This window comes from Bradyrhizobium sp. CAR08, assembly GCF_052871955.1.
This window is the reverse complement of record NZ_JBIXJX010000018.1, coordinates 26,798-51,397: the sequence shown is the minus strand read 5'-3', so window position 1 is coordinate 51,397 and position 24,600 is coordinate 26,798. Positions and strand designations below refer to the sequence as shown.

General features: G+C 64.4%; 21 protein-coding genes and 1 pseudogene. 16 read left to right on the top strand and 6 right to left on the bottom strand.

Annotated elements, in window-relative coordinates; genetic code table 11:
• The first annotated feature begins 30 nt into the window (after nucleotides 1-30).
• Entirely contained in the window at nucleotides 31-195 is a 165-nt protein-coding gene (locus tag ACIPUD_RS30845) for a Flp family type IVb pilin (RefSeq protein ID WP_007614256.1), read from the top strand.
• Between the two features lie 229 nt (nucleotides 196-424).
• Here the strand turns inward: ACIPUD_RS30845 and ACIPUD_RS30840 are convergent, their stop codons facing one another.
• Nucleotides 425-1,408 (bottom strand): phosphatase PAP2 family protein, encoded by a 984-nt coding sequence (locus tag ACIPUD_RS30840; protein ID WP_085359461.1) that lies wholly within the window; start codon nucleotides 1,406-1,408, stop codon nucleotides 425-427.
• Between the two features lie 268 nt (nucleotides 1,409-1,676).
• Here ACIPUD_RS30840 and ACIPUD_RS30835 point away from each other — a divergent pair, with 268 nt between their 5' ends.
• On the top strand, nucleotides 1,677-2,357 hold the full coding sequence (locus ACIPUD_RS30835; protein WP_026232596.1) for a helix-turn-helix domain-containing protein: 681 nt from the start codon (nucleotides 1,677-1,679) through the stop codon (nucleotides 2,355-2,357).
• A 151-nt stretch (nucleotides 2,358-2,508) separates the two neighbouring features.
• Here the strand turns inward: ACIPUD_RS30835 and pyk are convergent, their stop codons facing one another.
• Together pyk and ACIPUD_RS30825 are read right to left on the bottom strand one after the other, a co-directional pair.
• Nucleotides 2,509-3,945 carry a pyruvate kinase gene (gene pyk, locus ACIPUD_RS30830; RefSeq protein ID WP_027570348.1) on the bottom strand — a complete coding sequence of 479 codons (1,437 nt, stop codon included), beginning with the start codon at nucleotides 3,943-3,945 and terminating at the stop codon, nucleotides 2,509-2,511.
• Nucleotides 3,942-4,535: a DUF1036 domain-containing protein gene (locus ACIPUD_RS30825; protein WP_085359459.1), complete on the bottom strand. Its 594-nt coding sequence runs from the start codon at nucleotides 4,533-4,535 to the stop codon at nucleotides 3,942-3,944. The genes pyk and ACIPUD_RS30825 overlap by 4 nt, the downstream gene beginning before the upstream one ends.
• Before the next feature lie 178 nt (nucleotides 4,536-4,713).
• Between ACIPUD_RS30825 and ACIPUD_RS30820 the strand changes: the two genes are divergently transcribed.
• The 3 genes from ACIPUD_RS30820 to ACIPUD_RS30810 all read left to right on the top strand — a co-directional run bounded on the left by ACIPUD_RS30820 (nucleotide 4,714) and on the right by ACIPUD_RS30810 (nucleotide 5,978).
• Nucleotides 4,714-5,016 carry a DUF1244 domain-containing protein gene (locus ACIPUD_RS30820; protein WP_007596287.1) on the top strand — a complete coding sequence of 101 codons (303 nt, stop codon included), beginning with the start codon at nucleotides 4,714-4,716 and terminating at the stop codon, nucleotides 5,014-5,016.
• 209 nt (nucleotides 5,017-5,225) lie between these two features.
• Complete coding sequence (locus tag ACIPUD_RS30815) at nucleotides 5,226-5,498, top strand: DUF2312 domain-containing protein (RefSeq protein WP_007596286.1); 273 nt, start codon at nucleotides 5,226-5,228, stop codon at nucleotides 5,496-5,498.
• Nucleotides 5,499-5,558: 60 nt separating this feature from the next.
• Complete coding sequence (locus tag ACIPUD_RS30810; RefSeq protein ID WP_085395168.1) at nucleotides 5,559-5,978, top strand: hypothetical protein; 420 nt, start codon at nucleotides 5,559-5,561, stop codon at nucleotides 5,976-5,978.
• A 15-nt stretch (nucleotides 5,979-5,993) separates the two neighbouring features.
• Here the strand turns inward: ACIPUD_RS30810 and ACIPUD_RS30805 are convergent, their stop codons facing one another.
• From ACIPUD_RS30805 to ACIPUD_RS30795, 3 genes are all read right to left on the bottom strand, one after another.
• Complete coding sequence (locus tag ACIPUD_RS30805; protein WP_446482172.1) at nucleotides 5,994-7,616, bottom strand: DUF882 domain-containing protein; 1,623 nt, start codon at nucleotides 7,614-7,616, stop codon at nucleotides 5,994-5,996.
• A 287-nt stretch (nucleotides 7,617-7,903) separates the two neighbouring features.
• The gene (locus tag ACIPUD_RS30800) at nucleotides 7,904-10,084 is read right to left on the bottom strand and encodes a L,D-transpeptidase family protein (RefSeq protein WP_446482171.1); all 2,181 of its coding nucleotides are present in this window, start codon (nucleotides 10,082-10,084) and stop codon (nucleotides 7,904-7,906) included.
• Between the two features lie 361 nt (nucleotides 10,085-10,445).
• A complete protein-coding gene (locus tag ACIPUD_RS30795; protein ID WP_085359452.1) occupies nucleotides 10,446-11,939 on the bottom strand; it encodes a sigma-54-dependent transcriptional regulator in 1,494 nt (497 codons plus the stop codon).
• Between the two features lie 127 nt (nucleotides 11,940-12,066).
• Here ACIPUD_RS30795 and ACIPUD_RS30790 point away from each other — a divergent pair, with 127 nt between their 5' ends.
• From ACIPUD_RS30790 to ACIPUD_RS30740, 11 genes and pseudogenes are all read left to right on the top strand, one after another.
• A complete protein-coding gene (locus ACIPUD_RS30790; RefSeq protein ID WP_085395165.1) occupies nucleotides 12,067-13,974 on the top strand; it encodes a M3 family oligoendopeptidase in 1,908 nt (635 codons plus the stop codon).
• 211 nt (nucleotides 13,975-14,185) lie between these two features.
• Nucleotides 14,186-17,071, top strand: a complete 2,886-nt coding sequence (locus ACIPUD_RS30785) for a cell division protein (RefSeq protein ID WP_026232600.1) — start codon at nucleotides 14,186-14,188, stop codon at nucleotides 17,069-17,071.
• A gap of 185 nt (nucleotides 17,072-17,256) precedes the next feature.
• On the top strand, nucleotides 17,257-17,409 hold the full coding sequence (locus ACIPUD_RS30780) for an aa3-type cytochrome c oxidase subunit IV (RefSeq protein WP_007596280.1): 153 nt from the start codon (nucleotides 17,257-17,259) through the stop codon (nucleotides 17,407-17,409).
• Between the two features lie 137 nt (nucleotides 17,410-17,546).
• Nucleotides 17,547-18,674 carry a Re/Si-specific NAD(P)(+) transhydrogenase subunit alpha gene (locus ACIPUD_RS30775; RefSeq protein ID WP_007596279.1) on the top strand — a complete coding sequence of 376 codons (1,128 nt, stop codon included), beginning with the start codon at nucleotides 17,547-17,549 and terminating at the stop codon, nucleotides 18,672-18,674.
• An 11-nt stretch (nucleotides 18,675-18,685) separates the two neighbouring features.
• Entirely contained in the window at nucleotides 18,686-19,003 is a 318-nt protein-coding gene (locus ACIPUD_RS30770; protein WP_018453812.1) for a proton-translocating transhydrogenase family protein, read from the top strand.
• Between the two features lie 42 nt (nucleotides 19,004-19,045).
• On the top strand, nucleotides 19,046-20,443 hold the full coding sequence (locus tag ACIPUD_RS30765) for an NAD(P)(+) transhydrogenase (Re/Si-specific) subunit beta (protein ID WP_446482170.1): 1,398 nt from the start codon (nucleotides 19,046-19,048) through the stop codon (nucleotides 20,441-20,443).
• Nucleotides 20,444-20,613: 170 nt separating this feature from the next.
• Complete coding sequence (locus ACIPUD_RS30760) at nucleotides 20,614-21,411, top strand: alpha/beta hydrolase (RefSeq protein WP_018453814.1); 798 nt, start codon at nucleotides 20,614-20,616, stop codon at nucleotides 21,409-21,411.
• On the top strand, nucleotides 21,365-22,846 hold the full coding sequence (locus ACIPUD_RS30755; protein ID WP_204512213.1) for a sodium:proton antiporter: 1,482 nt from the start codon (nucleotides 21,365-21,367) through the stop codon (nucleotides 22,844-22,846). The genes ACIPUD_RS30760 and ACIPUD_RS30755 overlap by 47 nt, the downstream gene beginning before the upstream one ends.
• 110 nt (nucleotides 22,847-22,956) lie before the next feature.
• Nucleotides 22,957-23,212 (top strand): annotated as a pseudogene (locus ACIPUD_RS30750) (ionic transporter y4hA); the annotation flags it as partial.
• Nucleotides 23,213-23,246: 34 nt separating this feature from the next.
• Complete coding sequence (locus ACIPUD_RS30745; protein ID WP_018453817.1) at nucleotides 23,247-23,531, top strand: cupin domain-containing protein; 285 nt, start codon at nucleotides 23,247-23,249, stop codon at nucleotides 23,529-23,531.
• Between the two features lie 92 nt (nucleotides 23,532-23,623).
• Nucleotides 23,624-24,586, top strand: a complete 963-nt coding sequence (locus tag ACIPUD_RS30740) for a hypothetical protein (RefSeq protein ID WP_085349150.1) — start codon at nucleotides 23,624-23,626, stop codon at nucleotides 24,584-24,586.
• The last annotated feature ends 14 nt before the right edge of the window (nucleotides 24,587-24,600 follow it).

Here is a 24,600-nt window from a genome sequence, read left to right as displayed (position 1 = left end):
GTAGCCTCGTGTACTCATTTGGAGCTCTTTATGAAGAACCTCGTTGCGCGTTTTGCGAAAGATGAATCCGGCGCCACCGCTATTGAATACGGTCTGATCGCCGCCGGCATTGCGCTGGCGATCATCACTGTCGTCAATAACCTGGGCACCACGTTGAACGCCAAATTCACCTCGATCTCGAGCAGCCTCAAGTAACGCTGTACGAATCGCGAATTCAAAGAGCCCCGTCCTTGACGGGGCTCTTTTCTTTTGGCGGACGATTTCCGGATCTGGGAAGTCGTGAAGCTGTAGCAAGCTTGTAGGGCGGCAAAGCGTCTGCCGCGGCTCCGAAAGCGCAGGCGTTCCCACCGTCGAGAACATTGAACATTGAAAGTTGCCGGCGGGCACGCCGCTACGCGCGGACCCTAGGGCAACTTGTCGGCTGTCATTCCGCGAGGCCGGGCTGCCAGACCGCCGACGGCGCAGGCGCGGCAGACGTTTGCTGCGCGCGGCGGTGCCATTCGAGATAGAATTTCGCCGCCCAGATCGACGCTGCGGCGACTGCGATTCCGCCGGCGACGTCGATGACGTAATGCGCGCCGATCACCGGTGTTGCCGCAATCATCAGCAGATTGAGCGCAGCCGCAATGCCGCCGAGGCCGCGCACCGGCCACAGCGCCCACATGTAGAGCACGGCGGATGCGGCGTGGAAGCTCGGAAACGAGACAATGCCGGCGAGGAAGAACAACTGGAGCTCGTGCAGGCTACCGTCGCGAAGCGCGAGGATGTCGCGCAACTGCCCGGCATAGACCGCGGTGTTGATTTCGGGAAAATGCGCGGCGGACAGCTGCAGCCCCCAATAGGTGCCGATCGCGGGCACGACGGCGGAGATCGCGATGGTGACTGCGAGCGCGAGGCTCATCGCGAGCATGAACAATTGCAGCCGCATATAGTGCGCCGTCAGTGCCAGCACGACGGGAATGCCGAGCAGCGGCAATTTGATCAGCCCATATCCGCGAGCCAGGCAGTCCGCGAGCCAGGGATGGTCGTTGACGTATCGCGCGATCGGTTCAGGATCGAGGCCGAGTGCACGGTCGATCGCAAGCAGCGCCTGGTCCTGCAGCGGCCAGTTCAGCTTGGCCGCGACATAGCTGAGCGGTCCGACGATGGCGCAGGTGAGAATGATCTGTCCGATCGTTCCGAGCGAAAACAGCAGCTTCGGGTCAGCAAGCTCGCCTTTGACGATGCGATGACCATAGGCCAGCGCGAGCAAGACTGCAGCAACTGCCAGCGTCACCCAATAGGCGACTGGTTCGAGGCTCAGGCCGGTGAAGGCGAGGCCCAGCGCCAGCAGGCTGCCCATGGCTGCGATGGGAAGCCAGTTCAGGTGGAAGAGCTGCCAGGCGGTCCGGGCGTCCGTGTCGACCATGCTGCACCGAGGTGGGATCGCGATACCGCAGCACAGTCGCGGAGCAGGTTTAAGATGGCGGTAACGATCGTGGTTACCCCTTCACCAAAGCAGTTCGCGACGTTTTTAGCTGTTTGAGCTCGCGTTTTTTTTGCGTGACGCTTCATGCATTTGCACCTTGTCATCCACTCTGAATAGTTGTTCAGTCCTTGCGGGGCGATTTGCGATATCAGTGACGAAGCGTTCGGCCGCAGGGCGTGCGACCGGCGTGTGGGACAGGAAGCGCGCCATGGTTTATCGGCGGACGCATCAAGTGGTGAAGCGCCTTGCGGCCCGGCGCAGTGCGATACTGGCGGCGGCGCGGGAGGCGGCGGCGGAAGGCGGGATGGCGGCGGTGCAGATTGCGCCAGTCGCGGTTCGCGCCGGCGTCGCTGCGGGTACGGTCTACCGCTACTTCCCCTCCAAGGCCGATTTGATCTCCGAGTTGATTGCCGAAGTCTCCCGCGACGAGCTCACGGCGATCCGGCGAGCCGCCGATGCCGCGCCGGGGCCGTCCTCGGCGCTGGCGGCGGCGGTCACCACCGTGGCTGTCCATACCCTGTCACAGCGCAGGCTCGCCTGGGGCATCCTGGCCGAGCCGGTCGATGTCGATGTCAGCGCTTCACGTCTCGCCAGTCGGCGCGAGATCGCGGGCGAGATGGCCTCGCGGATCGACGCCGCCGTGCGCGCCGGCCACCTGCCGGCGCAGGACACGGCCCTTGCTGCCACCGCGCTGCTCGGCGCGCTGCACGAGGCCCTGGTCGGACCGCTCGCGCCGGACAATCTCGACGATCCCGCCAGGATGCGCGATGCCGTGCAGACCGTGACGCTGCTGGCGCTCCGCGCGGTCGGCGTCATGGACGCCCGCGCCAGGGGGCTCGTCGTGCAGCAGACGCTGCTGCCGACGGCGAAAGCGCTGGTTGGGGCCTAAAACGTCATCCTGATCGACCGGCGGACCTGATCGCGCCCAGGCCGTTGCTCGAGCTCGCCTTTTCAAAAAACCTCAGCACATCCGCCGGACTCGCCGGCTACTGTGCATGGGGTTGTTTTCGACATTTTTTGTTTGCCGGGTGCCGGCGGAGCTAGATATTCGCTTCGCCCTCGGGGCCGACCGAGGCGATGCGCACCATGTTGGTGGTGCCGGGGATGCCGAGCGGCACGCCGGCGACGATGATCACGCGCTGGCCCGCCCGGACGAAGCCGTCGCGGAACGCGATCTGGCCGGCGCGGCTCACCATGTCGTCCTGGTCGCGCGCATCTTCTGCCACCACGCAATGTATGCCCCAGACGACCGACAGCCGGCGTCCCGCCGCGACGTTCGGCGTGATCGCCACGATCGGCGGCTTCGGCCGCTCGCGCGCCACGCGCACGGCGGTCGATCCCGAACTGGTCCAGCAGATCAGGGCCGGCAGGTCGAGCGTCTCGGCGATCTGCCGCGCAGCGTCCGCGATGGCATCGCCGGCGGTGGCTTCCGGGGCCGGGCGCTGTGCGGTGATGACGGAGCGATAGATCGGGTCGCGCTCGACCTCCTCGCCGATGCGATTCATGGTCGAGACGGCCTCGACCGGGAATTTGCCGGCCGCCGATTCCGCCGACAGCATGATGGCGTCGGCGCCTTCGTAGACGGCGGTGGCGACGTCGGAGACCTCGGCGCGGGTCGGCACCGGCGACTGGATCATCGATTCCAGCATCTGGGTCGCGATCACCACCGGCTTGCCGGCGCGCCGCGCCATGCGCGTCATCTGCTTCTGCAGGCTCGGCACGCGTTCCAGCGGCAGCTCGACGCCGAGGTCGCCGCGCGCCACCATCAGGGCGTCGGAGGCGTCGATGATGTCGGCGAGGCGATCGATCGCCTGCGGCTTCTCGATCTTGGCCATCACCGCCGCACGGCCGCGGATCATCTTCTTGGCCTCGAGCACGTCGTCGGCGCGCTGCACGAAGGACAGCGCGATCCAGTCGACGCCGGTGACCAGCGCCGCTTCGAGATCGGCGCGGTCCTTCGGCGTCATCGCCGAGACCGGCAGGTCGGTGTCGGGCAGGCTGACGCCTTTGCGGTCGGACATCCGGCCGCCGACCACGACGCGCGTCACCGCGTGCTCCTTCGAGGTCTCCTCGGCGATCAGCCGCACCTTGCCGTCGTCGAGCAGCAGCGAATGGCCCGGCCGCAGCGCGGCCAGGATCTCCGGATGCGGGAGCTGGACGCGGGTGGTGTCGCCCGGCGCCTTGTCGGAATCGAGCGTGAAGGTCTGGCCATTCTGGAGCTGGACCGCGCCTTCGGCGAAGGCGCCGAGCCGGAGCTTTGGCCCCTGGAGATCGACCAGAATGCCGATCGGCCTTCCATAGCTGCTCTCGACGTTGCGGATCGTCGCCACCAGCTCGCGCATCTTGTCATGCGGGGTGTGGCTCATGTTGATGCGGAAGAGGTCGGCGCCGGCCTCGAACAGGCGGCGGATCATCGCGAGGTCCGAAGAAGCGGGTCCAAGGGTCGCGAGAATCTTGATACGGCGAAGACGCCTCATGGCTTATTTCCAGACGGGGGCGAGGGAGCTGGCGGGAGGCCAGGCGCGGCGGGGGGCGTACCACCGGGCGGGCCATTGGGCAAACCCGGGACCCCCGGGCCAACCGGGCCGGGGAGGCCTGGCACGCGCTGCTGCTTTGACGGCTGTTCGTTGGCATCGGTGAGCTGCACCGTCCAGGCCCGCTGCTCGCCGGTATCGACCTCGAAATAGCCGGTCCGGTCATAGCCGCGCGCAAGGCAATCCTCGGTGCCGCGGATGGTGAACTCCTTATCGCGCGAGCACATGAAAGCCTGGCCCGACCATTCGCCGCCGCGGTCATAGTCGATGGCGTAGATGTAATAGAAGCGGGCCACCAGAGTTCCGCGCAGCAGGGTCTCGCAGGAGCGCGATGAGATGTTCCACCAGCCTTCGGTGGTCCAGCCCTCGGCATCCTTGTAGCCCAGCGCGATGCCGACCCGGCTCGATGTGTTGTTGCAGAGCCGGAAATCGGCGGAGGCCGGGCTGGCCCAGAGGCACAGCAGGCCAACCACCAGCACCGGGACCAACCGGGCGAGCAGGCGAAGACGGGAGCGGGGAGATTCGGCGATCATTGTCGCGGAAGCTATATCAGATCATTGACGATTTGGCGTAGGGCCCGGGGAACTGCCTGAAGCCGGCTTCGCGCCCGTTTGCGCCGCGATATGGCAAAATCTGTGACAGGCCCCACCTGATCTCGTAAGGGTGACCCATCAAGGTCACAGCCAATTCGCAAAGCCGAGGGATCCAGCCATGGCAATTGACGACAAAACTAGAACGGAACTCGAGGCTGCCGCTTTCCGGCGCCTGGTCGATCATTTGAAGACGCGGACGGACGTCCAGAACATCGACCTGATGAATCTCGCAGGCTTCTGCCGCAACTGCCTGTCGAACTGGCTCAAGGACGCCGCCGACGCCCAGGGCGTCGCCTTGAGCAAGGATGAGAGCCGGGAAGCCGTCTATGGCATGCCCTACGAGGCCTGGAAGTCGAAATACCAGGGCGCGGCCACGCCTGAGCAGCTCGATGCCATGAAGAAGGTTCATCCCGGGCACTGAACGGCCTCGCCGGCAGCCTGATATGCGGTGCCTTTGAGTCGCATCACACAACCGCTTTCTTCGACACGCCGCAGGAAGGTGTGGGCGCGCTGTGGACGAGCGCGATGCTGCCTTGAACGCGAGAGGTCCGAACCCTAAGGGTCTAACCAGCACGCGCGGTGAGGATGCCGGCGTCACCTCGTTTTGCCAGTTCCATTGGGAGTACCAAGATGGCCACCTCCGCCGCCGTCCGCGACGACGAGCCCGCGACGAAATTTGCCAAGGACCAGCTCAAGTCCATCATCGAGCGCATCGAGCGGTTGGAGGAAGAGAAGAAGGCGATCTCCGACGACATCCGCGACGTATTCGCCGAGGCCAAGGGCAACGGCTACGACGTCAAGGCGCTGCGCACCATCGTGCGCATGCGCAAGCAGGACCCGAACGAGCGCGCCGAGGCCGAGACGATCCTCGAGACCTACATGCAAGCACTGGGGATGATCTGAGCTATCGGTGTCGTCCTGGCTTTCGCCAGGGCGACACCATGCCGATCGAAGGAGACCGCGGTGACTGCGCCGCCGCTGCCGCGCGAGGTAAGCCGTGCCTACGATGCTTTTCCGGCGCCGATCGGCAAGCGGCTGCTTTGGGTACGCGAGCTGATCTTCGCGGCCGCCGCGGCGCATGAAGGCATCGGCCGTCTTACCGAAACGTTGAAATGGGGCGAGCCTGCTTATCTGACCGAAGAGACCGGCAGTGGCAGCACGATCCGGCTCGGCCGCCTGAAGGACTCCGCGCACGCCGCGATTCTGTTCAACTGCAAGACGACGCTGGTCGATACCTTTCGTGAACGCTTTCCCGATCAGTTCGAATATCGGCAGACCAGGGCGTTGCTGTTGCCGGTGTCGGGCAAGCTGCCGAAGCAGGACCTATCGGTCTGCCTGTCGCTGGCGTTGACGTATCATCTGGATCGACGGAGGAAGCGTTAGCGGCGCGCGAAGACGTCAGCGCAGCGAACTCGTCCGTACGACGAAGGACGTCGTCTCGAGTTTGGCGGTGGCGGTGCCCGAGAAACTGTCGCAGGACAGGCCCTGCATCGGATCGTCGGCAAAACCCATGGCGATCACGGACTGCGGCTTGACGAAGTAGGCGCGCATTGCGGCGGTGTCGAGCTCACCCATCAGCGTGACCGACATCGCGCCGCTGGCGCTCGGCGACAGCATCACGATCTTGAGCCAGATGCTTTCGCCCTTGGCTGCGGAGAGCCGGGTCGCGGTTGCGACCATGCCGTCGACGCGCTTACCGACTACCGTGTTGATCTCGGTCGCCGGCGCAAGGTTACGCGACGCGGAGGCGGGACGGGCGGAGCGCGGGATCGGCGCGGAGGCGGCGACGACGTTGGCGCGGTCGACCGGTGAGGCGGACGCCGGCGCGTAGGCCAGGGCCTGATAGGCGGCGCTGGACACGCTCGCGGTCGGCTGCGGATCGGTGGCGGCGGCAAGCGCCTGCCGTGCCTTCAGCGCAGCAATTTGGGCCGGCGTCGCCTGCTGCGGCGCAGTCGGGGTATCCCAGAAGCCGCGGGCATTGATGATGTCGGCGGGGGTCTCGGGCTTGGCGTCAGCAGATTTGCCGGCGGCCGGCTTGTCAGCCACAGGCGCCGGTTTCGGTTTGGGCGGCGCGACGATCTGCATATCGGCCGAGGCGAGCTGGATCGTCGCCGCGACTGACGGCTTGGCGCGCGGCGTCGGCACCGGATCGGCCGGCTTGGTCGCGGCGGCGACCACGGTCGGCGCGACAGTCTTCGCGGACGGGGCGGGCGCGCCCTCGTCATCCTCGTCGTTGCTCGCCGCGGCCGGAGCCGGCTTACCCTTGAACAGGGCGGCAAAGAAATTCGACTTGCTGCCGGAATCCTCGCCGCTGCCGCGCCGCTCGATCTCGGCCTTGGCGAGCTCATAGCCCTTCAGCGGCGTGCCGTCGGTCGGGAGGTGGACGGTGCGTCCGTCCGGGAAGACCCGGGCGAGCTGGTCATGCGTCATGCGCGGCCAATGCCGGATGCTGCCGGTGTCGAGATGTACGAACGGCGAGCCGGAGGTCGGGTAGAAGCCGACGCCGCCGCGCTGGAGGCGCAGGCCGGCGAAGCGGATCTGCTCCAGCGGCACGTTCGGGATGTAGAAGTCCATCGCATGCCCCAGCATGTGCTGGCTGAAGCGCGCCACGCCGGAGGAGCGGCGGCGGAGCATGGAGTTGGTCGCGGGCGAGCGGTAGGCGGAGATGATCTGGATCGGCTGCTTGCCGTCGACGTCGCGGTAGACTTCCCAGAGGATGTCGAAGAGGTGACGGTCCATGACCGTCTCGTCCTGGCTGCGCCAGTCGCGCAGGAAGTGGTTGAGCTGCTTCAGCGCCGCTTCGTCGTAGCGTCCGTCGCGCTTGAAGGTGACGGTGAGGTCTTCGCCGGAATGGGTGTGGTGGAAGGAGAGCGTCTTGGTCTCGTTGAGCGCGGCGGCGTTGTGAACTGAACCCGCGGCAGCAAGCAGCAATACGGCAGCGAGGCCGATTCTGGATCCGGCCTTCACTCCCGCATGGGACAACGACAGCACAGCGAATTGGCGTGCGATTCCAGTCAGCACGTTAGAACCCACCCAGTCGACGAGCGTTCAAAATGGACTCTCCCGCTAACCCCGTTAGCGCGCGAAAGAGGATGAACGCTTTGTTAAAGCGAGAAGGTTAATTCGAGGTTGACCTTCCCGCCCCCAAACCAAGTCAGATCGCGAACCTAACCGGGTGAGTGTGGCAAAAAAACGCCCGCTGCCTGAGGTCAGGTGGAGAATGGTTAACGTTAAGCGACCCCATCCAGAGGATGAGGTCGCTGATTTTACTGCAGAATTTCAGGAAATCAGGCGCCGGGCGGCCTGGCTCAGCGGGTGAATACCCGCTGCTGCTGCGGCCGGCGGCCGACCGGGGCCGGCGGCGGGGTGGGCGCTCCGAACAGCCGCTCGAAGAAATTTGGCCCGGACGAGCCGCCGTTGTTGGCCGCCAACACCCCGTTCGGCAGTGTCGTCGCCGGGCGTGAATAGCTCGGCTGGGAGTGCGCGACGACGTTCTCGAGATCCTTGCCGCGACCGTTCTTCAGGATGTTGATCATGGTCGCGTCGCGGCCATAGACGTCCTTGCGGAATTGCAGCTTGCCGCCATCGTCCACGAATGCGGTCTGATAGGTGATGTTGACCGGGATCGGGGTCGGGAATTTCAGGTCGATCTCGCTCTTGCCGTACATGCTGCGGATGCGTTCCGGCGTGTACTTCTCGTTCGGCATCGCGATGTTGAGCAGGACCGAGGCGTACTGATCCGGGTTCTGCACGCGCATGCAGCCGTGGCTGAAGGCGCGTTCGTCCCGGGCGAACAGGTTCTTGTCCGGCGTGTCGTGCTGATAGACCAGGAACTTGTTGGGGAAATTGAAGCGGATGCGGCCGAGCGCGTTGGCTTCACCGGGCGGCTGCGAGATGTGCACCGAACCATCGCGGTTCTGTTCGAGCTTGAGACCCATGCGCTGGAGCACGGTCGGGTCCTGCTGAAGCGCCGGCAGATATTCGTTGTAGACGATCGACGGCGGCACGTTCCAGGTCGGATTGACCGTGATGTACTTCATCGTCTCGGTGAGCAGCGGGGTCGCATGCGTGCCGGGCTTGCCGGTGACGACGCGGGTGGTCCAGACCTGTTGGCCGCGCTGCATCACCTTCAACGTGTAGTCGGGAATGTTGAGGATGACATAGGCATCGCCCAGCGAGGGCGCGCCCAGGTCGCGCGGCAGCCAGCGCCAGCGCTCCATGTTCACCAGCACCACGTCGATCTGCTTGTCGCGCTTCGGGGCGTTGATCGCCCTGACCGTCTTGTCGTCGAGGATGCCGGTCGCCTTGAGCTCGGCGCTGTTCTGGAATTTGCGCACGGCTTCGGCGACCGCCGCGTCATAGCGGGTGTCGCTGGCGTTCTCGGTGATGCCGAGCTTGGCGCGCAGCTGCGGCACGCGCGGATCTTCAACGACGATTTCAGCCTGCTTCTTGCCGGCCGGGGTGTATTTCAGCGCCGGACCATCGGCGATCTCGATCACCGGGCCGTTGCCCTGGCCGCGGAGCTCCGCGAGCTTCGCCTTCAGCTCCTTGTAAAGTTTTTGCGGCGGATTGTAGCTGTCGAGCGCCGCGGAGGCGTCCGCCGCGGTCGTGACCTTGGCGAGCACCTCGTTCGGATCGACCGGATGCTCGGGATAGAGGATGTCGCCGCTGACCTGCGACCAGTGCATGCGGCCGCTCTGGGCCTGGCGCGCATAGTCGAACATGCTGGCGGTGAGCTTGAGCTCGGCATCGGCGAGCGTATCGGGTGTCGTGGCGGCCGCGAAGTCCGGCACCGGGTAATCGGCGGGATTGAGACCGTCGGACGCCGCGTCCTTCAGCCGTGCGATCACGCCCTTGGCCGCAGCGGTCAGGCTGCCGCCCTGGCTCCAGACCGGCGCGAAGTCGCGTGCACCGTAGAACTTCTCGATCGCAGCGCGTTCGTTTTTACGGTCGAAATAGCGCGAGGCCTTTGCGCCAATGATGTCCATGAGCTTGTCGGCGACCGGCTGGTCGGCCGCGGGAACGTTGCTCGCGGCCCCTACCGGCTCCGAGGCCGGAGCCGCAGCGGTGGCGGGCGCGGCCGGTGTTGGGATCGCCGTGTCGGCCTTGGCAGGTTCGGTCTTGGCAGGTTCAGTCTTCGCCGTCTCGCTCTTCGTCGCCTCGGCGGCGGGCGTGGTGGCGACGTCGGAAGGCTTGGTCTCGACCTTGTCCGGCGCGGGGGCGGATTCGGCCTTCAGGGGTTCCTTGGCGGGCTCCTTAGCAGGGTCCACCATCGTGGCGGTGGTGTCGACCTTGATGTCTGATGCGGTCGGGGGCGGGACGTTTGCGGGTTCGGGGCGCGGGATTGCGGCTTCGATCGCGAGCTCGGCAGCGCTGCTGCGCGCCTGATCCTGCGCCAGGGCTGAGCTGGCCGATACCGTGAGGAAGGTCGCCGCGACCGTGAACAAGACACGGTCAAAGCCTGCACGGTGGTTCAAACAGTCACGCATTGTGTCGCACCCCTCGGGTGAACTGTCCCCCGTGGAACAGCTTCGTTATCGCCTATTGAGCTTCGGCTAAACCGCGCCGGCCTCTCGAAAGTTGCACGCCTGCACGCAACGATTCCTACGCAGACGAATCTTACGCGGACGATATACAGGCCCCGATTTCGCAGCCAGCGCTACCCGGGACAACTCACGACAAACTGACTTCAAGCACGCCTCTTGGCAACGGATTGTGCGCTTCTGCCACGCGCTTTTCCCTGTGTCTGTCACTTCCAAGTCACGGTTCAAATCGCAGTCGAATTCCGTCGTCATACGAACGGCTTACAGTCGTATCGCTCCGCCCGGACGAACCTCCGTTCGCTCAGGCTCAGTGCGTCTCCTCACCGCTTTTGCCGCCATGGCCGGGAACCCCGGCCTCATCGAGTTTGCGGTAGAGGGTGGACCGGCCGATTTTGAGGCGGCGGGCGACCTCCGACATCTGCCCGCGGTAATGCGAGATCGCGAAACGGATGATCTCGTTCTCGATGTCCTCCAGCGGCCGAACGTCGCCGGTCGCGGTCAGCATGGAGAGAGCACCCGCTTGCGGCAGCGGTGCGATCGGTATGTCATTACCCGACACGACGGAGGGGGCCGCGATTGGCTCCAGCATCAGCGGCGCCGTCGGAATGTCTGTTCCCGGATGCGGCTGCGAGGCGATCAGGGGGAAGTCGTCGAGGCCAAGCTGGTCGCCCTCGCTCATCACCACGGCGCGATAGACCGCGTTTTCGAGCTGGCGGATGTTGCCGGGCCAATCGAGCTGAGCGAGGTGCGCAACGGCCTCGCCGCTGATGCCGGTGATGGGGCGGTTCTCCTCGGCGGCAAAGCGCGCCAGGAAATGCCTGAGCAGATGCGGAATGTCCTCGCGCCGGGCGCGCAGCGATGGGATCGTCAGCGGCAGCACATGCAGGCGATAGAACAAGTCTTCCCGGAAGTGGCCCTGCTTGACCCGCTCGAGCAGCCTGCGGTTGGTCGCCGAGATGATGCGGACGTCGACCTTCACGGGTTTGCGGCCGCCGACCGCCTCGACCGCGCCTTCCTGGAGCGCGCGAAGCAGCTTGACCTGCGCGCTCAGCGGCAGCTCGCTGACCTCGTCCAGGAACAGCGTGCCGCCATGAGCTTCGACGAACTTGCCGGTGTGGCGTTCGGTGGCGCCGGTGAAGGCACCCTTCTCGTGACCGAACAGAATGGATTCGACGAGGTTGTCGGGGATCGCGCCGCAATTGACCGCGACGAACGGCTTGGCCTTGCGCTCGCCGCTGCCATGAATGGCACGCGCGAACATCTCCTTGCCGACGCCGGACTCGCCCTCGATCAGCACCGGGATCGAGGAGTTTGTTGCTTTCTGCGCCGCGCGCATCACGCCCGCCATCGCCTCGGCGCGTGTGATGATGTCGGAGAAGGTCAGCCGGCCCTCGCGGCTGTGACGGATGCGCTGCAATTCGCCCTTGAGCGCGGACGAATTGAGCGCGTTGCGAAGCGAGACCTGGAGCCGCTCCAGGCCGACCGGCTTGACCACGAAGTCGGCCGCACCCGCGCGCATCGCCGAGATCACATTGTCGATGCCGCCATGGGCCGTCTGCACGATGACGGGGATGCTGAGACCCGCTTCGCGGATTTTCGCCAGCACGCCCATGCCGTCGAGGCCGGGCATCACGAGATCGAGGATGACGCCGTCGATGGCCGCGTCGGGGGCGGTGAGGGCGGCGATCGCCGCATCGCCGGAGTCCACCACGATCGTCTCATAGCCGCATTTCTGCACCATGTTTTCGACCAGCCGGCGGGCTACAGCGTCGTCGTCGGCGATCAAAATACTGGCAGCCATGGTGTTCCCCGCACGCTACTACTATCTGTCTCGAATCGGGGCAGTCTGGCCGAAGCCGATTAACGCACTGTTAAATCCTGATGCCCCCGCCCGCCGTCGCGATTGTTGAACACAGGTTTCCCACACAATGAATTCGCGCTCCAAGCTTGCACTCAAAAAGTCTGCTCTCAAAAAGTCTGCTCTCCGCAAACCAGGCACCAAGCAATCGGTCATCAAGGCAAAGTCCTCCAGACCTTCACCCGCAAAGCCTGCGAGCAAGACCGGCAAGCTTCCGGAGTGGAACCTCGCCGACCTCTATTCCGGGATCGATGCGCCGGAAGTGGCGCGCGATCTCGCAAAGATGGATGCCGATTGCGTCGCGTTCGAGACGGACTACAAGGGCAAGCTCGCAACAGGAACAGCAAAGGAAGATGGCGGAAAATGGCTCGCAGAAGCCGTGCGACGCTATGAGGCGATCGACGACCTCGCCGGCCGGCTCGGCTCGTACGCTGGCCTCGTTCATGCCGGCGACAGCGTGGACCCCAAGATTTCAAAGTTTTACGGCGACGTTTCCGAGCGCCTGACGGCGGCATCGACGCATCTGCTGTTCTTCGCGCTCGAGCTCAACCGGATCGATGACGATATTTTGAACCGCGCGATGCAGGCCACCGAGCTCGCGCACTACCGTCCCTGGATCGAGGATCTACGCAAGGAGAAACCGTACCAGCTCGAGGACAAGCTCGAGCAGCTCTTCCTGGAGAAGGCGCAGACCGGCTATTCCGCCTTCAATCGGCTGTTCGACCAGACCATTTCGAGCCTGCGCTTCAAGGTCGGGCCCAAGGAGCTCGCGATCGAGCCGACGCTCAATCTGTTGCAGGACCGCGACGGCGCCAAGCGCAAGGCCGCGGCAGAGGCGCTCGCAAAGACCTTCAAGGCCAATGAGCGCACCTTTGCGCTGATCACCAACACTTTGGCCAAAGACAAGGACATCTCCGATAGCTGGCGCGGCTTCAAGGACGTCGCAGATTCCCGGCACCTGAACAACCGCGTCGAGCGCGAGGTGGTGGATGCGCTGGTCGCCTCGGTGCGCGCAGCCTATCCAAAATTGTCGCATCGCTACTACGCGCTGAAGGCACGCTGGTTCGGCAGGAAGCGCCTGGCCTATTGGGACCGCAACGCGCCGCTGCCTTTTGCGGCGACCGACGTGATCGGCTGGGGCGATGCGCGAAACATGGTGCTCACCGCCTATCGCGGCTTCTCGCCAAAGATGGCTGACATCGCCGAGCGCTTCTTCACCGACCGCTGGATCGACGCGCCGGTGCGCCCGGGCAAGGCGCCGGGTGCCTTCTCGCATCCGACCACGCCGTCCGCGCACCCCTACGTGCTGATGAACTACCAGGGCAAGCCGCGCGACGTGATGACGCTCGCCCATGAGCTCGGCCATGGCGTGCATCAGGTGCTGGCGGCCAGGAACGGCGCGTTGATGGCGCCGACGCCGCTGACGCTGGCGGAGACCGCGAGCGTGTTCGGCGAGATGCTGACCTTCCGGCGGCTGCTGGCGCAGACCAGGAGCGCAAGGCAGCGCCAGGCGCTGCTCGCCGGCAAGGTCGAGGACATGATCAACACCGTGGTGCGGCAGATCGCGTTCTATTCCTTCGAGCGCGCGGTCCACACCGAACGCAAGAACGGCGAGCTCACCGCGACGCGGCTCGGCGAGATCTGGCTCTCGGTGCAGGGCGAGAGCCTTGGTCCGGCAATCGAGATCAAAGCGGGCTACGAGAACTACTGGATGTACATCCCGCACTTCATCCATTCGCCGTTCTACGTCTACGCCTATGCATTCGGCGATTGTCTCGTGAACTCGCTCTACGCCGTCTACGAGAACGCGGCCGAAGGCTTTGCCGAGCGCTATCTCGACATGCTCGCCGCCGGCGGCACCAAGCATTATTCCGAACTGCTGCGGCCGTTCGGGCTCGATGCCAAGGATCCAAAGTTCTGGGACGGCGGCCTGAGCGTCATCGCCGGCATGATCGACGAACTGGAAGCGATGGGCTGAGCCGAACCGCCTTCAGCGCTGCAGCGAGCAGGTCGGGTCGGCCGTCCGAGTGTCCGGTTGTTCCGACAACGGGGGAGGCGGGTTGTAAAGATCCCGCCATGCACATTGAACGTTTGTGCCCGGGACCAGACTAATTCTTGCAGGCGGGTTCGACCTGCAATGCAATCTGTGATTGTTGATCGTCGCGGTGTGCTCGGCCAGGGAGGCGAACATGGCCAGGATCAGTGCCCCAGACCCCAAGGTAGAGCCGCCACGGGCTGTGGGGGAACAGCAGCTGTGGGGGACGCAGCACCGGAAGATCGTCAAGCGCGAGCTCGCAGCCATCAACAACCGCCGCCTAGCCCAGGGTATGGATCCCGTTGCATACCCTGGCGACGAAAAGGCGATCGACACGGTCGGCCTTGCGCTGTCAGGCGGCGGGATCCGATCCTCCGCAATCTGCCTCGGCGTCTTGCAGGCTTTCAATCACCACGGGCTCATCAAGCACATCGACTATCTGTCGACCGTATCGGGCGGCGGTTACACCGGCTGTTCGTTTACGGCGACCATGACGCGGGCGCAGAATTTCGTCTTCGGAAGCACGCCGACACCTGGAGCCGAGAGCGCAAATGAGATCAGTGACACGCCTGCGGTGGGCCATATCCGGAATTACTCGAACTATCTCGTTCCGGCCGGCGCGCGCGACCTGATCACCGGCGTCGCAATCGTCGTGCGTGGACTCGTTGCCAATCTGAGCCTGACGCTGCCGGTTGTACTGCTCGTTGCAGTGATCACGATCCTGTCCAACGCCGCACGCTCGTCACTCTATACGACCAATTTCTTCGGCCTGAGCGTCGACGACACCCACAATCTTGGTCCCCTCTCCAGCCTGGGATTGATGCCTGCCTTCTTTCTTGTCGGCCTTGTTGTCGCCTTGCTGCTTTTGTTGGTCGGGCGCCTTTTCAAAGTCGGGCGGCGCGAGCTGTTTCGGTACCTGGCCGGTCTTGCGTTTGCGATGGGTCTCATCTGTGCGATCGCCAGCTGCCTGAATGTCGATCACTTTGGCCTTTCGCTTGCAGCGGTCCTGCTCGGCCTTGCGCTTTTCTTTGGCTGGGCAGTGCTGCGATCGATTTCGTCGACCAAGGGAGGTGAATTCCGCGGCTATCCGTCGACGGTCGGCGCGACCTATCTCGTTCTGCTTGCCGCCATCTGCTTCTTCGAATTTCAGCCCTTCATGATCGCCCAGATGTTCGATGTCGCCGACGCTAACACGACTCAGTCCGGCGGCATCATTGGCGGCGTTGCAATCAAGTGGGTCCAATCGCTTGCGGCCATCACTGCGCCGGTTGCGGCGGCTGTCACGCTGTTCCGGCAGCAATTCGCCGACCTGCTGAAGGGCGCCGGCGCCTCGGACCTGGGATCACGCCTGCTCGCCCATGCGGCGAAAGCAGCCGTGCTTGTCGCGGGACTGGCGCTGCCCTTGCTGATCTGGGTCGGATATCTCTATCTTTGCTATTGGGGCATCGCGAACGACAAGACGCTCGACGCCGCCTACCGTCAATACCCCATGATCGAGGAGTGGGGAGCGGCTGGCGTGCAACCCGTGCCGCCCGCGGCCGGTGTCGATGTCAAGGGAAATGTCCAGTTTGACTCGGCGACCCGCAAGCTCTCGGCCGAAATCACCAATCGCGAAGCGAAGGTCGTCGTCTCCAAGCCGGTGGGGCCGATCTCGCACATTCCCGCATGGCTGTTTTCCGTTGCGTCATTGCAGTCCCCGGACAAATTCACTTGGTCGAAGTACCAGTTCGGCAACAGTGTCAGCTGGCGGATGATGCTGCTCTACTTCTTGTCGGGCTCGGCCATGTTCGGCCTGTCGTGGGTTCTCGGGCCGAATGCCAATTCGTTGCACCGGCTCTATCGTGATCGCCTCAGCAAGGCCTTCTTGTTCAATCCGCTCTATTACGCCGACGGGGAGCCGTCGCGGAACATGCCGAGCCTGGACCAGGGGAGGGATTTCCTTCCGCTCGACGAGGAGAAGCTGAGCGGTCTGTTACATCAGATGGTCTACGGGGTCGATCCAGCGGGAGCGATGACGGTCGCGACATCGAAAAAATGCAGCCTGGCCTCGCCATATCCCATCATCAACGCCGCGCTGAACATCCAAGGATCCGACTTCGCCAATCGGCGGGGACGGAACGCGGATTTCTTCATATTCTCGCCGCTGCACGTCGGCAGCGAGGCCACTGGCTATGCGAATACACCGGCATTCGAGAAGGTCGCGCCGGGCCTCGATCTTGCGACCGCGATGGCAATCTCCGGGGCCGCCGCTTCGTCGAACATGGGCTCGGGGTCGATCCGCTCGCTGACCCCGACCCTGGCGCTCCTCAACGTGCGCCTGGGGTACTGGTTGAAGAACCCGCGCTGGGTCTCGACAAAGGACAAGCCGCAGCACCACTCGACCCCTTTGTTTCTATGGTCTGAGATCTCGGGCCGGCTTTACGAGAATGCCGATGCGGTCTACCTGACGGACGGCGGACACATCGAGAATCTCGGTGTCTACGAGTTGTTGCGACGACGCTGCAAGGTGATCATCGCGGTTGACGCCGAAGCCGATGCACCCATGAATTTCTCATCCCTGGTGACGCTGCAGCGCTATGCGCGCATCGATCTCGGGATCATCATCGATCTGCCGTGGACGCCGATCCGCAACACCACGCTCGAGTGGATGAAGTGCAACGCAACCAAATCCCCGGCCCGGCGCACGGCGGGCGGACCGCACGTGGCGGTCGGCACCATCGACTACGGCTCGGGGGAAAAGGGGTACCTCGTGTACATCAAGTCGTCCCTGACCGGAGACGAGAACGACTACATCCGCGACTATGCACGCCGCAACGACACCTTCCCGCATGAAACCACCGGTGACCAGTTCTTCTCGGAGGAGCAGTTCGAGGTCTACCGCGCGCTGGGTTTCCACATGAGCCACGGTTTTCTCACCGAGGATGCCGGCGCGGATGCAATCGTCGTCAACGTTCCGGGAGAACGCTGCGCAAAGCGAAACTTCTGCGACAGCAAGGTGGAGCCGATCGGCGCAGTCCGCCGTGCGCTCGGCCTGCGCTGAGAGGCCTCGGCTCGTGGCATCGGAGACCGCCTCTGACGGGCGGATCACCGGTCTGAGCCGAATTCCCGCCCATTGGAATTCCAAATGACCTGATTTGCCGGGAAACCGCGCCTCCGTGCCGTTGCCCTGCCCGGAAGTTTGCGGTATCCCAGCCACGAAATTCGACTTTCGACTGGGGACAATTCATGGCTGACCATAGCGAAGTGGCGTACAGCACCGCCGACGGCAACGACTACGTTGCCCACGAGCAGACCTACGAGGGCTTCATCAAGCTGGTGAAGTACGGCACGGTCTCGGTCGCGCTTATCGTGATCCTGATGGCGATCTTCCTGACCTGATCCATCCCCTGCAGCACCGCCACTGTCGTCGGTGCCTATAAAATTTGCAATCAAGCCGGATTGAAAACCGGTATCCAACGTTGCGGGAGTAACGCTAAGTTCGCGTGCGCGCTTCTTCCCGCGTCGCCGGAGGGCCTATGAAGATCGCCGTTGCCAAGGAAATCGATCCATCGGAGCCGCGGGTCGCCGCTTCGCCGGATACGGTGAAGAAGTTCAAGGCGTTGGGCGCCGAGATCGCCGTCGAGCCGGGCGCCGGCCTCAAGTCGGGCCTGCCGGACTCCGAATTCACCGCCGTGGGCGCCACCGTCAGCGCCGACGCGCTGAAGGACGCCGACATCATCATCAAGGTGAAGCGCCCTGAAGCCTCCGAGTTGGCGCAGTACAAGCGCGGCGCGCTCGTCATCGCCATCATGGACCCCTACGGCAACGAGGCCGCGCTGAAGACGATCGCCGATGCCGGTGTCTCCGCCTTCGCGATGGAATTGATGCCGCGCATCACGCGCGCGCAGGTGATGGACGTGCTGTCCTCGCAGGCCAACCTCGCCGGCTACCGCGCCGTGATCGAGGGCGCCGAGGCCTTCGGACGCGCCTTCCCGATGATGATGACCGCGGCCGGCACGGTGCCCGCCGCCAAAGTGTTCGTGATGGGCGTCGGCGTCGCCGGCCTCCAGGCGATCGCGACCGCACGCCGTCTCGGCGCCGTCGTCACAGCGACCGATGTCCGGCCCGCCACCAAGGAGCAGGTCGAATCGCTCGGTGCAAAATTCCTCGCCGTCGAGGACGAGGAATTCAAGAACGCACAGACCGCCGGCGGCTACGCCAAGGAAATGTCCAAGGAGTATCAGGCCAAGCAGGCCGCGCTCACCGCCGAGCACATCAAGAAGCAGGACATCGTGATCACGACCGCGCTGATTCCGGGCCGGCCGGCGCCGAGGCTCGTCACCGCCGACATGGTCAAGTCGATGAAGCCGGGCTCGGTGCTGGTCGATCTCGCCGTCGAGCGCGGCGGCAATGTCGAAGGCGTCAAAGCGGGCGAGGTCGCCGAGGTCGATGGCATCAAGATCGTCGGCTACACCAACGTCGCCGGCCGCGTCGCGGCGTCGGCCTCCAGCCTCTACGCGCGCAATTTGTTCAACTTCATCGAAACGATGGTCGACAAGACCAGCAAGGCGCTGGCCGTGAACTGGGACGACGAACTCGTCAAAGCGACAGCACTGACCCGAGACGGCGCCGTCATCCACCCGAACTTCCAGCCGAAAGCGTAAGGAGAGCCGCCATGGAGCATGTTGCACAGGTCGTCGACCCCTTCGTCTTCCGGCTGTCGATCTTCGTTCTCGCCGTCTTCGTCGGCTATTTCGTGGTGTGGTCGGTGACCCCGGCGCTGCATACGCCGCTGATGAGCGTGACCAATGCGATCTCCTCGGTGATCGTGGTCGGTGCGCTGCTCGCGGTCGGGGTCGGCATGATCTCGAGCGGCTCGGGCTGGGCGCGCGGCTTCGGCTTCATCGCGCTCATCTTCGCCTGCGTGAATATCTTCGGCGGCTTCCTTGTCACCCAGCGCATGCTGGCGATGTACAAGAAGAAGGTGAAGTGAGCGGCGTGCACCTCGGGGTGACAAAGACAAAGGGGACCTGAGATGAACGCCAATCTGGCTGCAGTTCTGTATCTCGTGGCGGGTGTGCTGTTCATCCTGTCACTGCGCGGGCTGTCCAGCCCCGCCTCATCGCGGCAGGGTAATTTCTTCGGCATGATCGGCATGGCGATCGCGGTCGCCACCACGCTGGCCAGCCATCCGCCGGCGGACGGCCTCGCCTGGATCCTCGTGATCCTTGGCATCGCGATCGGCGGCAGCGTCGGTGCGGTGATCGCCCGCCGGGTGCCGATGACCTCGATGCCGGAACTGGTCGCCGCGTTCCATTCGCTGGTCGGTATGGCCGCGGTGCTGGTCGCCGCCGGTGCGTTCTACGCGCCGGAGGCCTTCGACATCGGCAGCCCCGCCAACATCCATCCGCAGAGCCTGGTCGAGATGTCGCTCGGCGTCGCCATCGGCGCGCTGACCTTCACCGGCTCGGTGATCGCGTTCCTGAAGCTGTCCGCGCGCATGAGCGGTGCGCCGATCATCCTGCCGTTCCGCCACATCATCAACATTGCGCTCGCGATCGCGCTCGTCGTCTTCATCGTCGGGCTGGTCATGACGGGCAGCGCGCTCGACTTCTGGCTGATCGTCATCATCGCGCTGGCGCTCGGCGTCCTCATGATCATCCCGATCGGCGGCGCCGACATGCCGGTCGTGATTTCGATGCTTAACTCGTACTCGGGCTGGGCCGCGGCCGGCATCGGCTTCACCCTCGGCAATTCCGCGCTGATCATCACCGGCGCGCTGGTGGGATCAAGCGGCGCGATCCTGTCCTACATCATGTGCCACGCGATGAACCGCTCCTTCATCTCGGTCATTCTCGGCGGCTTCGGCGGCGAGACCGCGGCGGCCGGCGGTGGCGGCGGCGAGCAGAAGCCGGCCAAGCTCGGCTCGGCCGACGACGCCGCCTTCATCATGAAGAACGCGCAGAAGGTCATCATCGTGCCCGGCTATGGCATGGCGGTGGCACAGGCTCAGCATGCGCTGCGTGAAATGGGCGACATCCTGAAGAAAGAAGGCGTCGAGGTGAAATACGCCATTCACCCGGTCGCCGGCCGCATGCCCGGCCACATGAACGTGCTGCTGGCCGAGGCCAACGTGCCCTATGACGAGGTGTTCGAGCTCGAGGACATCAACTCCGAATTCGCGCAGGCCGATATCGCCTTCGTGATCGGCGCCAACGACGTCACCAATCCGGCGGCCGAAGAGGACAAGACCTCGCCGATCTACGGCATGCCGGTGCTCCAGGTCTGGAAGGCCGGCACCGTGATGTTCATCAAGCGCTCGCTCGCTTCCGGCTATGCCGGCATCGACAATCCGCTGTTCTATCGCGACAACACCATGATGCTGCTCGGCGACGCCAAGAAGGTCACCGAGAACATCGTCAAGGCGATGTAGCGCGGAGGCAAGCGGGCCATTGCCAATGCGACGCGCGAGCAGCGCGTCGCGTGGCACACCGCTCACCAGGCGGCGTGCGGCTGCCGTGACGTTCCGGCCCGCCTCGGGCGATGTCATGAAATTGCTGCCGAGCCGGTGCAAACCCTGAACAGGGGCCGGGTCGCGTCATCATGACCATCGTCAAATGGATCGCCATCCTGCTCGTGACCGTCTATTGCGCCGGTCTCCTCGTGCTGTATGTCAGGCAGCGCGAGATGCTGTTTCCGATCCCGCCCGTCGGTCGCACCACGCCGGACGCCGCAGGCTTCCCCGAGGCCGAAGAGCACGTCCTGACTACCTCCGATGGCGAGAATGTCATCGTCTGGCACGTGCCGGCGAAGCCAGGCCGGCCCGTGATCCTGTATTTTCCGGGCAATGGCGATTATCTCGCCGGTCGCGTCAGCCGCCTCAAGGCCATGACGGCGGACGGCACCGGCCTGGTCGCGCTGTCCTATCGCGGCTATGCCGGCTCGAGCGGGGCGCCGAGCGAGGCGGGCCTGCTGCGCGATGCCGCGGCCGCCTACGCCTTCACCACCGCGCGCTACGCGGCGGAGCGAATCGTCGCGTGGGGCTTTTCGCTCGGGACCGGCGTGGCGGTCGCGATCGCCTCGGAGCATCGTGTTGGAAAACTCATCCTGGAAGCGCCCTATACATCGACGGCCGATATTGCAGCTTCATCGTTCTGGTACGTTCCGGTCCGCCTGCTGATGCGAGATCCATTTCATTCCGACGAGCGCATCCCGCGCGTCACTGTGCCGCTATTGGTGATGCATGGCACCGATGACCTTGCCATTTCCATCGTGTTCGGAGAGCGTCTGTTCGCGCTTGCGCACGAACCGAAGGAGTTCGTTCGCTTTGCGGGCGGTGGACACGACAATCTCGATGCGTTCGGTGCGATTGAAACGGCGAGGCACTTCATTGCTTTCTAGACGGCTTGTCGTTCGGCGCGCGAGCGGGTTCATCGCCGCGATCCTCGTCGTGTTGTTGCCACAGCACGCATGGGCGGCGACCGGGCTCGACGGCGCGGCGATGCGCTGGCCGTATGCGCTGCCCTTTGCCGGCCTCCTGCTGTCGATCGCGCTCGGGCCGCTGCTGTTTGCAAAAGTCTGGCACCATCATTACGGCAAGATCGCCGCGGCCTGGTCGCTGCTGGCACTCGCCTCGCTCGTCATCCTGGCCGGGAGCATGGCGACGTTGGCGGCGCTCGTTCACGCCATGCTCGCCGAATATCTCGGCTTCATCGTGCTGCTGTTCTCGCTCTATGTCGTGGCTGGCGGCATTCTCGTGACGGGCGACATCAAGGCGACGCCGGCATCAAATGCCGGCATCCTCGCGCTCGGTACGGTGATGGCGAGTGTCGTCGGCACCACGGGGGCGGCCATGATCCTGATCCGCCCTCTGATCCGCGCCAACCGGCCGCGGCGCTACAACGCCCATGTCGTCATCTTCTTCATCATCCTGGTCGCCAATGTCGGTGGCGCGCTGAGCCCGCTCGGCGATCCCCCGCTGTTCGTCGGCTTCCTGCATGGTGTCGACTTCTTCTGGACCACGCGGACCATCTGGCTGCAGACGGCGATCGTTGCCGGACTGCTGCTCGCGATCTTCGTCGTCATCGACGTCTGGCGCTTCCGCAGCGAACCCTTGCTCGGCGCCGCCGGCGCCGCGAAGCCGGTCCGCATCCGCGGCCTCGTCAACCTGGTGCTGATTGCAGCCATCGTCGCGAGCCTGCTGGCCTCGGCTATGTGGAAGCCCGGCATCGCTTTCGACATTCTCGGAACCAGGCTGGAGCTGGAAGATATCGCCCGCAACGCGGCGCTGCTGGCCATAGCGGGCCTGTCGGTGTGGTTGACGCCGGACGAGCACCGGCAGGCCAACGGCTTCACCTGGGAGCCGATCCGCGAAGTCGCAAAGCTGTTCGCCGGCATTTTCATCGCGATCATCCCGGTCATCGCCATGCTCGATGCCGGCCATCACGGCGCGTTCGCCTGGCTGTTGTCGGCCGTGACCGCTCCGGACGGCACGCCGCGCGAGGTTGCCTATTTCTGGTTCACCGGTCTGATGTCGGCGTTCCTCGACAATGCGCCGACCTATCTGTTGTTCTTCGAGCTCGCCGGCGGCGACCCGCAGATGCTGATGCACGAACTCTCGGGCACGCTCGCCTCCATCTCCATGGGCGCAGTCTACATGGGCGCGCTTACCTATATCGGCAATGCGCCGAATTTCATGGTGAGCAGCATCGCCAGCGAGAACGGCATCGAGATGCCGAGCTTCTTCGGTTATTTCCTGCGCGCCAGCGCGGTGCTGATCCCGCTGTTCGTGCTGCTGACGCTGCTGCCGTTCGCTCCGATCCTGCGCTGGCATTGAATCTGCCGCGCGATTGCTACTGCTCGGCTGAGACAATTGGAGCCGATGGATGAGCGCGCACAATCCGACGCCTCGATCGGCCTGGATCTTTCCGGCGCTGGCCGTGCGAGGCGCATCTGTCGGGCCGGGCCTTGGTGCTCAGCGTCGTGCTGCTGCTGATTGCGCTGCTGGCGGTCGTGTTGCTGTCCAAGAAATTCTCGCTGGTGGTCGATGCCGTCGCGGCCAGGATCGGCGCGCCGCCTGCCTTTGCTCCTGACCTTCTTCCTGAGCATGCTGACCTTCGGTACGGGCAGGACCAATGTCCTGTTCGGGCTGGTCCATAAGGTGGTATTTGCCGTCTACGTGTTCGTGGTTTTCGTGCCCTGAACCGGTTTTCCGGATATGCCCCAGGAGAGTTCCGATGCTTGCCGCCGAGTCCGAGGTTCAGGTCGACAATGAGCAAGTTCGGGTGACCGAGTGGCGGCTCGCGCCAAACAGCGCCACCGGGCATCACACCCATGGCATGGACTACGTCATTGTTCCCGTGGTCGGAGGGGAAATGACCATCGTGGCGCCCGATGGCGAGCGGTCCAAAGCACAGCTTGCGGCCGGGAAATCCTATTTTCGCAAGGCCGGCGTCCAGCACGACGTGCTTAACGAAACCGCAACCGAGATCGTGTTCCTTGAGGTTGAGCTGAAGTCGTAAGTCCGGCGTACCCCTTTGCCATTGATCCGTCGCAGTTGATCCCTCACTATGCCTCAAAGTTCCCGCATCAGATCGCGCGGGGAGTGGCCGGAATGCTGAAATACATCGCTAAAATCTCGATGGACATCTTCCCCTCGGTGCTCGCAACGATCATCGGGGCGTATATCGTTAATCATTACATCAACGCCAAGCCGGCGGCGGATGCGCCCGCGGCCGTGACGGCGCCCGCCGAGGCCGGCAAGAACGGCAAGCCCGCCGATGTGGCCAACCTCCCCGCGCCCGGCGTCAAGGCCAAGGGCATCTCCGAGAAGAACGTGACGGACAAGCCAGCGGCCGAGAAGGCTGCCGATCATCCGGGCGCGGAGTCGAAGACCTCGACGGCGGACGTGGCACCGGCCGAGGCCGCCCCGCGCGGCAAGCCGTCCGGTCGCGAGAAGGCAGTCGCCAAGTCCACGCCGGCCGTCAGTGCAGCCGCTCCCGCCACCCCGGTGGTGGAGGCCAATTCGGCGCCCGCTGCTGCCGCGCCGGCCGCAACCCCCGACGCCAACGATCTCGTGCGCGCCGCGATCGAGCGCCTGCGCAAGTCGCCTGAGAGCAAAGCGGCTGAGGCCAAAGCTTCCGACACAAAGGCTGCCGACACAAAGGCTTCCGACAATAAGTCTTCCGAGACCAAGGCGCCCGAGAAGACTCAGGAGCCTGCGGTGCGTGAAGCCGCCCGCACTCCGGAGGCCCCGCGTATCATTCCCGTGGATACGTCATCGGTGCGTCCGTTGCCGCCGCCGATCACGGTCTCGACACCCGCAGCCGAGGCCTATGGCAATGGCGGCTCGTCGCAGCCGAGCCCGCCCTACACGGCGTCGGTCGGCAACGAGAACCCGAATCGGCTGACGCCGCCGGCTGATATTCCGGTCCCGATGATTGCGCCCCCGCTCGATCTGCGCGCCGATGCCGGCGCGTCGATGCCGCGGCCGAAGACCAATGTCGCCGACGACATGCTGTCGGGCGTTAAGTCCATGTTCCACTCCGTTCTGCCGAAGAGCGTCACCCCGGATTAAGACGGCGCCCGCGC

Bases quoted from the DNA above. Each gene is read 5' to 3' on its own strand.
- ACIPUD_RS30845 (WP_007614256.1), top strand. From the start codon at position 31: ATGAAGAACCTCGTTGCGCGTTTTGCGAAAGATGAATCCGGCGCCACC.
- ACIPUD_RS30840 (WP_085359461.1), bottom strand. From the start codon at position 1,408: ATGGTCGACACGGACGCCCGGACCGCCTGGCAGCTCTTCCACCTGAAC.
- ACIPUD_RS30835 (WP_026232596.1), top strand. From the start codon at position 1,677: ATGGTTTATCGGCGGACGCATCAAGTGGTGAAGCGCCTTGCGGCCCGG.
- pyk (WP_027570348.1), bottom strand. From the start codon at position 3,945: ATGAGGCGTCTTCGCCGTATCAAGATTCTCGCGACCCTTGGACCCGCT.
- ACIPUD_RS30825 (WP_085359459.1), bottom strand. From the start codon at position 4,535: ATGATCGCCGAATCTCCCCGCTCCCGTCTTCGCCTGCTCGCCCGGTTG.
- ACIPUD_RS30820 (WP_007596287.1), top strand. From the start codon at position 4,714: ATGGCAATTGACGACAAAACTAGAACGGAACTCGAGGCTGCCGCTTTC.
- ACIPUD_RS30815 (WP_007596286.1), top strand. From the start codon at position 5,226: ATGGCCACCTCCGCCGCCGTCCGCGACGACGAGCCCGCGACGAAATTT.
- ACIPUD_RS30800 (WP_446482171.1), bottom strand. From the start codon at position 10,084: ATGCGTGACTGTTTGAACCACCGTGCAGGCTTTGACCGTGTCTTGTTC.
- ACIPUD_RS30795 (WP_085359452.1), bottom strand. From the start codon at position 11,939: ATGGCTGCCAGTATTTTGATCGCCGACGACGACGCTGTAGCCCGCCGG.
- ACIPUD_RS30790 (WP_085395165.1), top strand. From the start codon at position 12,067: ATGAATTCGCGCTCCAAGCTTGCACTCAAAAAGTCTGCTCTCAAAAAG.
- ACIPUD_RS30785 (WP_026232600.1), top strand. From the start codon at position 14,186: ATGGCCAGGATCAGTGCCCCAGACCCCAAGGTAGAGCCGCCACGGGCT.
- ACIPUD_RS30780 (WP_007596280.1), top strand. From the start codon at position 17,257: ATGGCTGACCATAGCGAAGTGGCGTACAGCACCGCCGACGGCAACGAC.
- ACIPUD_RS30775 (WP_007596279.1), top strand. From the start codon at position 17,547: ATGAAGATCGCCGTTGCCAAGGAAATCGATCCATCGGAGCCGCGGGTC.
- ACIPUD_RS30770 (WP_018453812.1), top strand. From the start codon at position 18,686: ATGGAGCATGTTGCACAGGTCGTCGACCCCTTCGTCTTCCGGCTGTCG.
- ACIPUD_RS30765 (WP_446482170.1), top strand. From the start codon at position 19,046: ATGAACGCCAATCTGGCTGCAGTTCTGTATCTCGTGGCGGGTGTGCTG.
- ACIPUD_RS30760 (WP_018453814.1), top strand. From the start codon at position 20,614: ATGACCATCGTCAAATGGATCGCCATCCTGCTCGTGACCGTCTATTGC.
- ACIPUD_RS30755 (WP_204512213.1), top strand. From the start codon at position 21,365: ATGCGTTCGGTGCGATTGAAACGGCGAGGCACTTCATTGCTTTCTAGA.
- ACIPUD_RS30745 (WP_018453817.1), top strand. From the start codon at position 23,247: ATGCTTGCCGCCGAGTCCGAGGTTCAGGTCGACAATGAGCAAGTTCGG.
- ACIPUD_RS30740 (WP_085349150.1), top strand. From the start codon at position 23,624: ATGCTGAAATACATCGCTAAAATCTCGATGGACATCTTCCCCTCGGTG.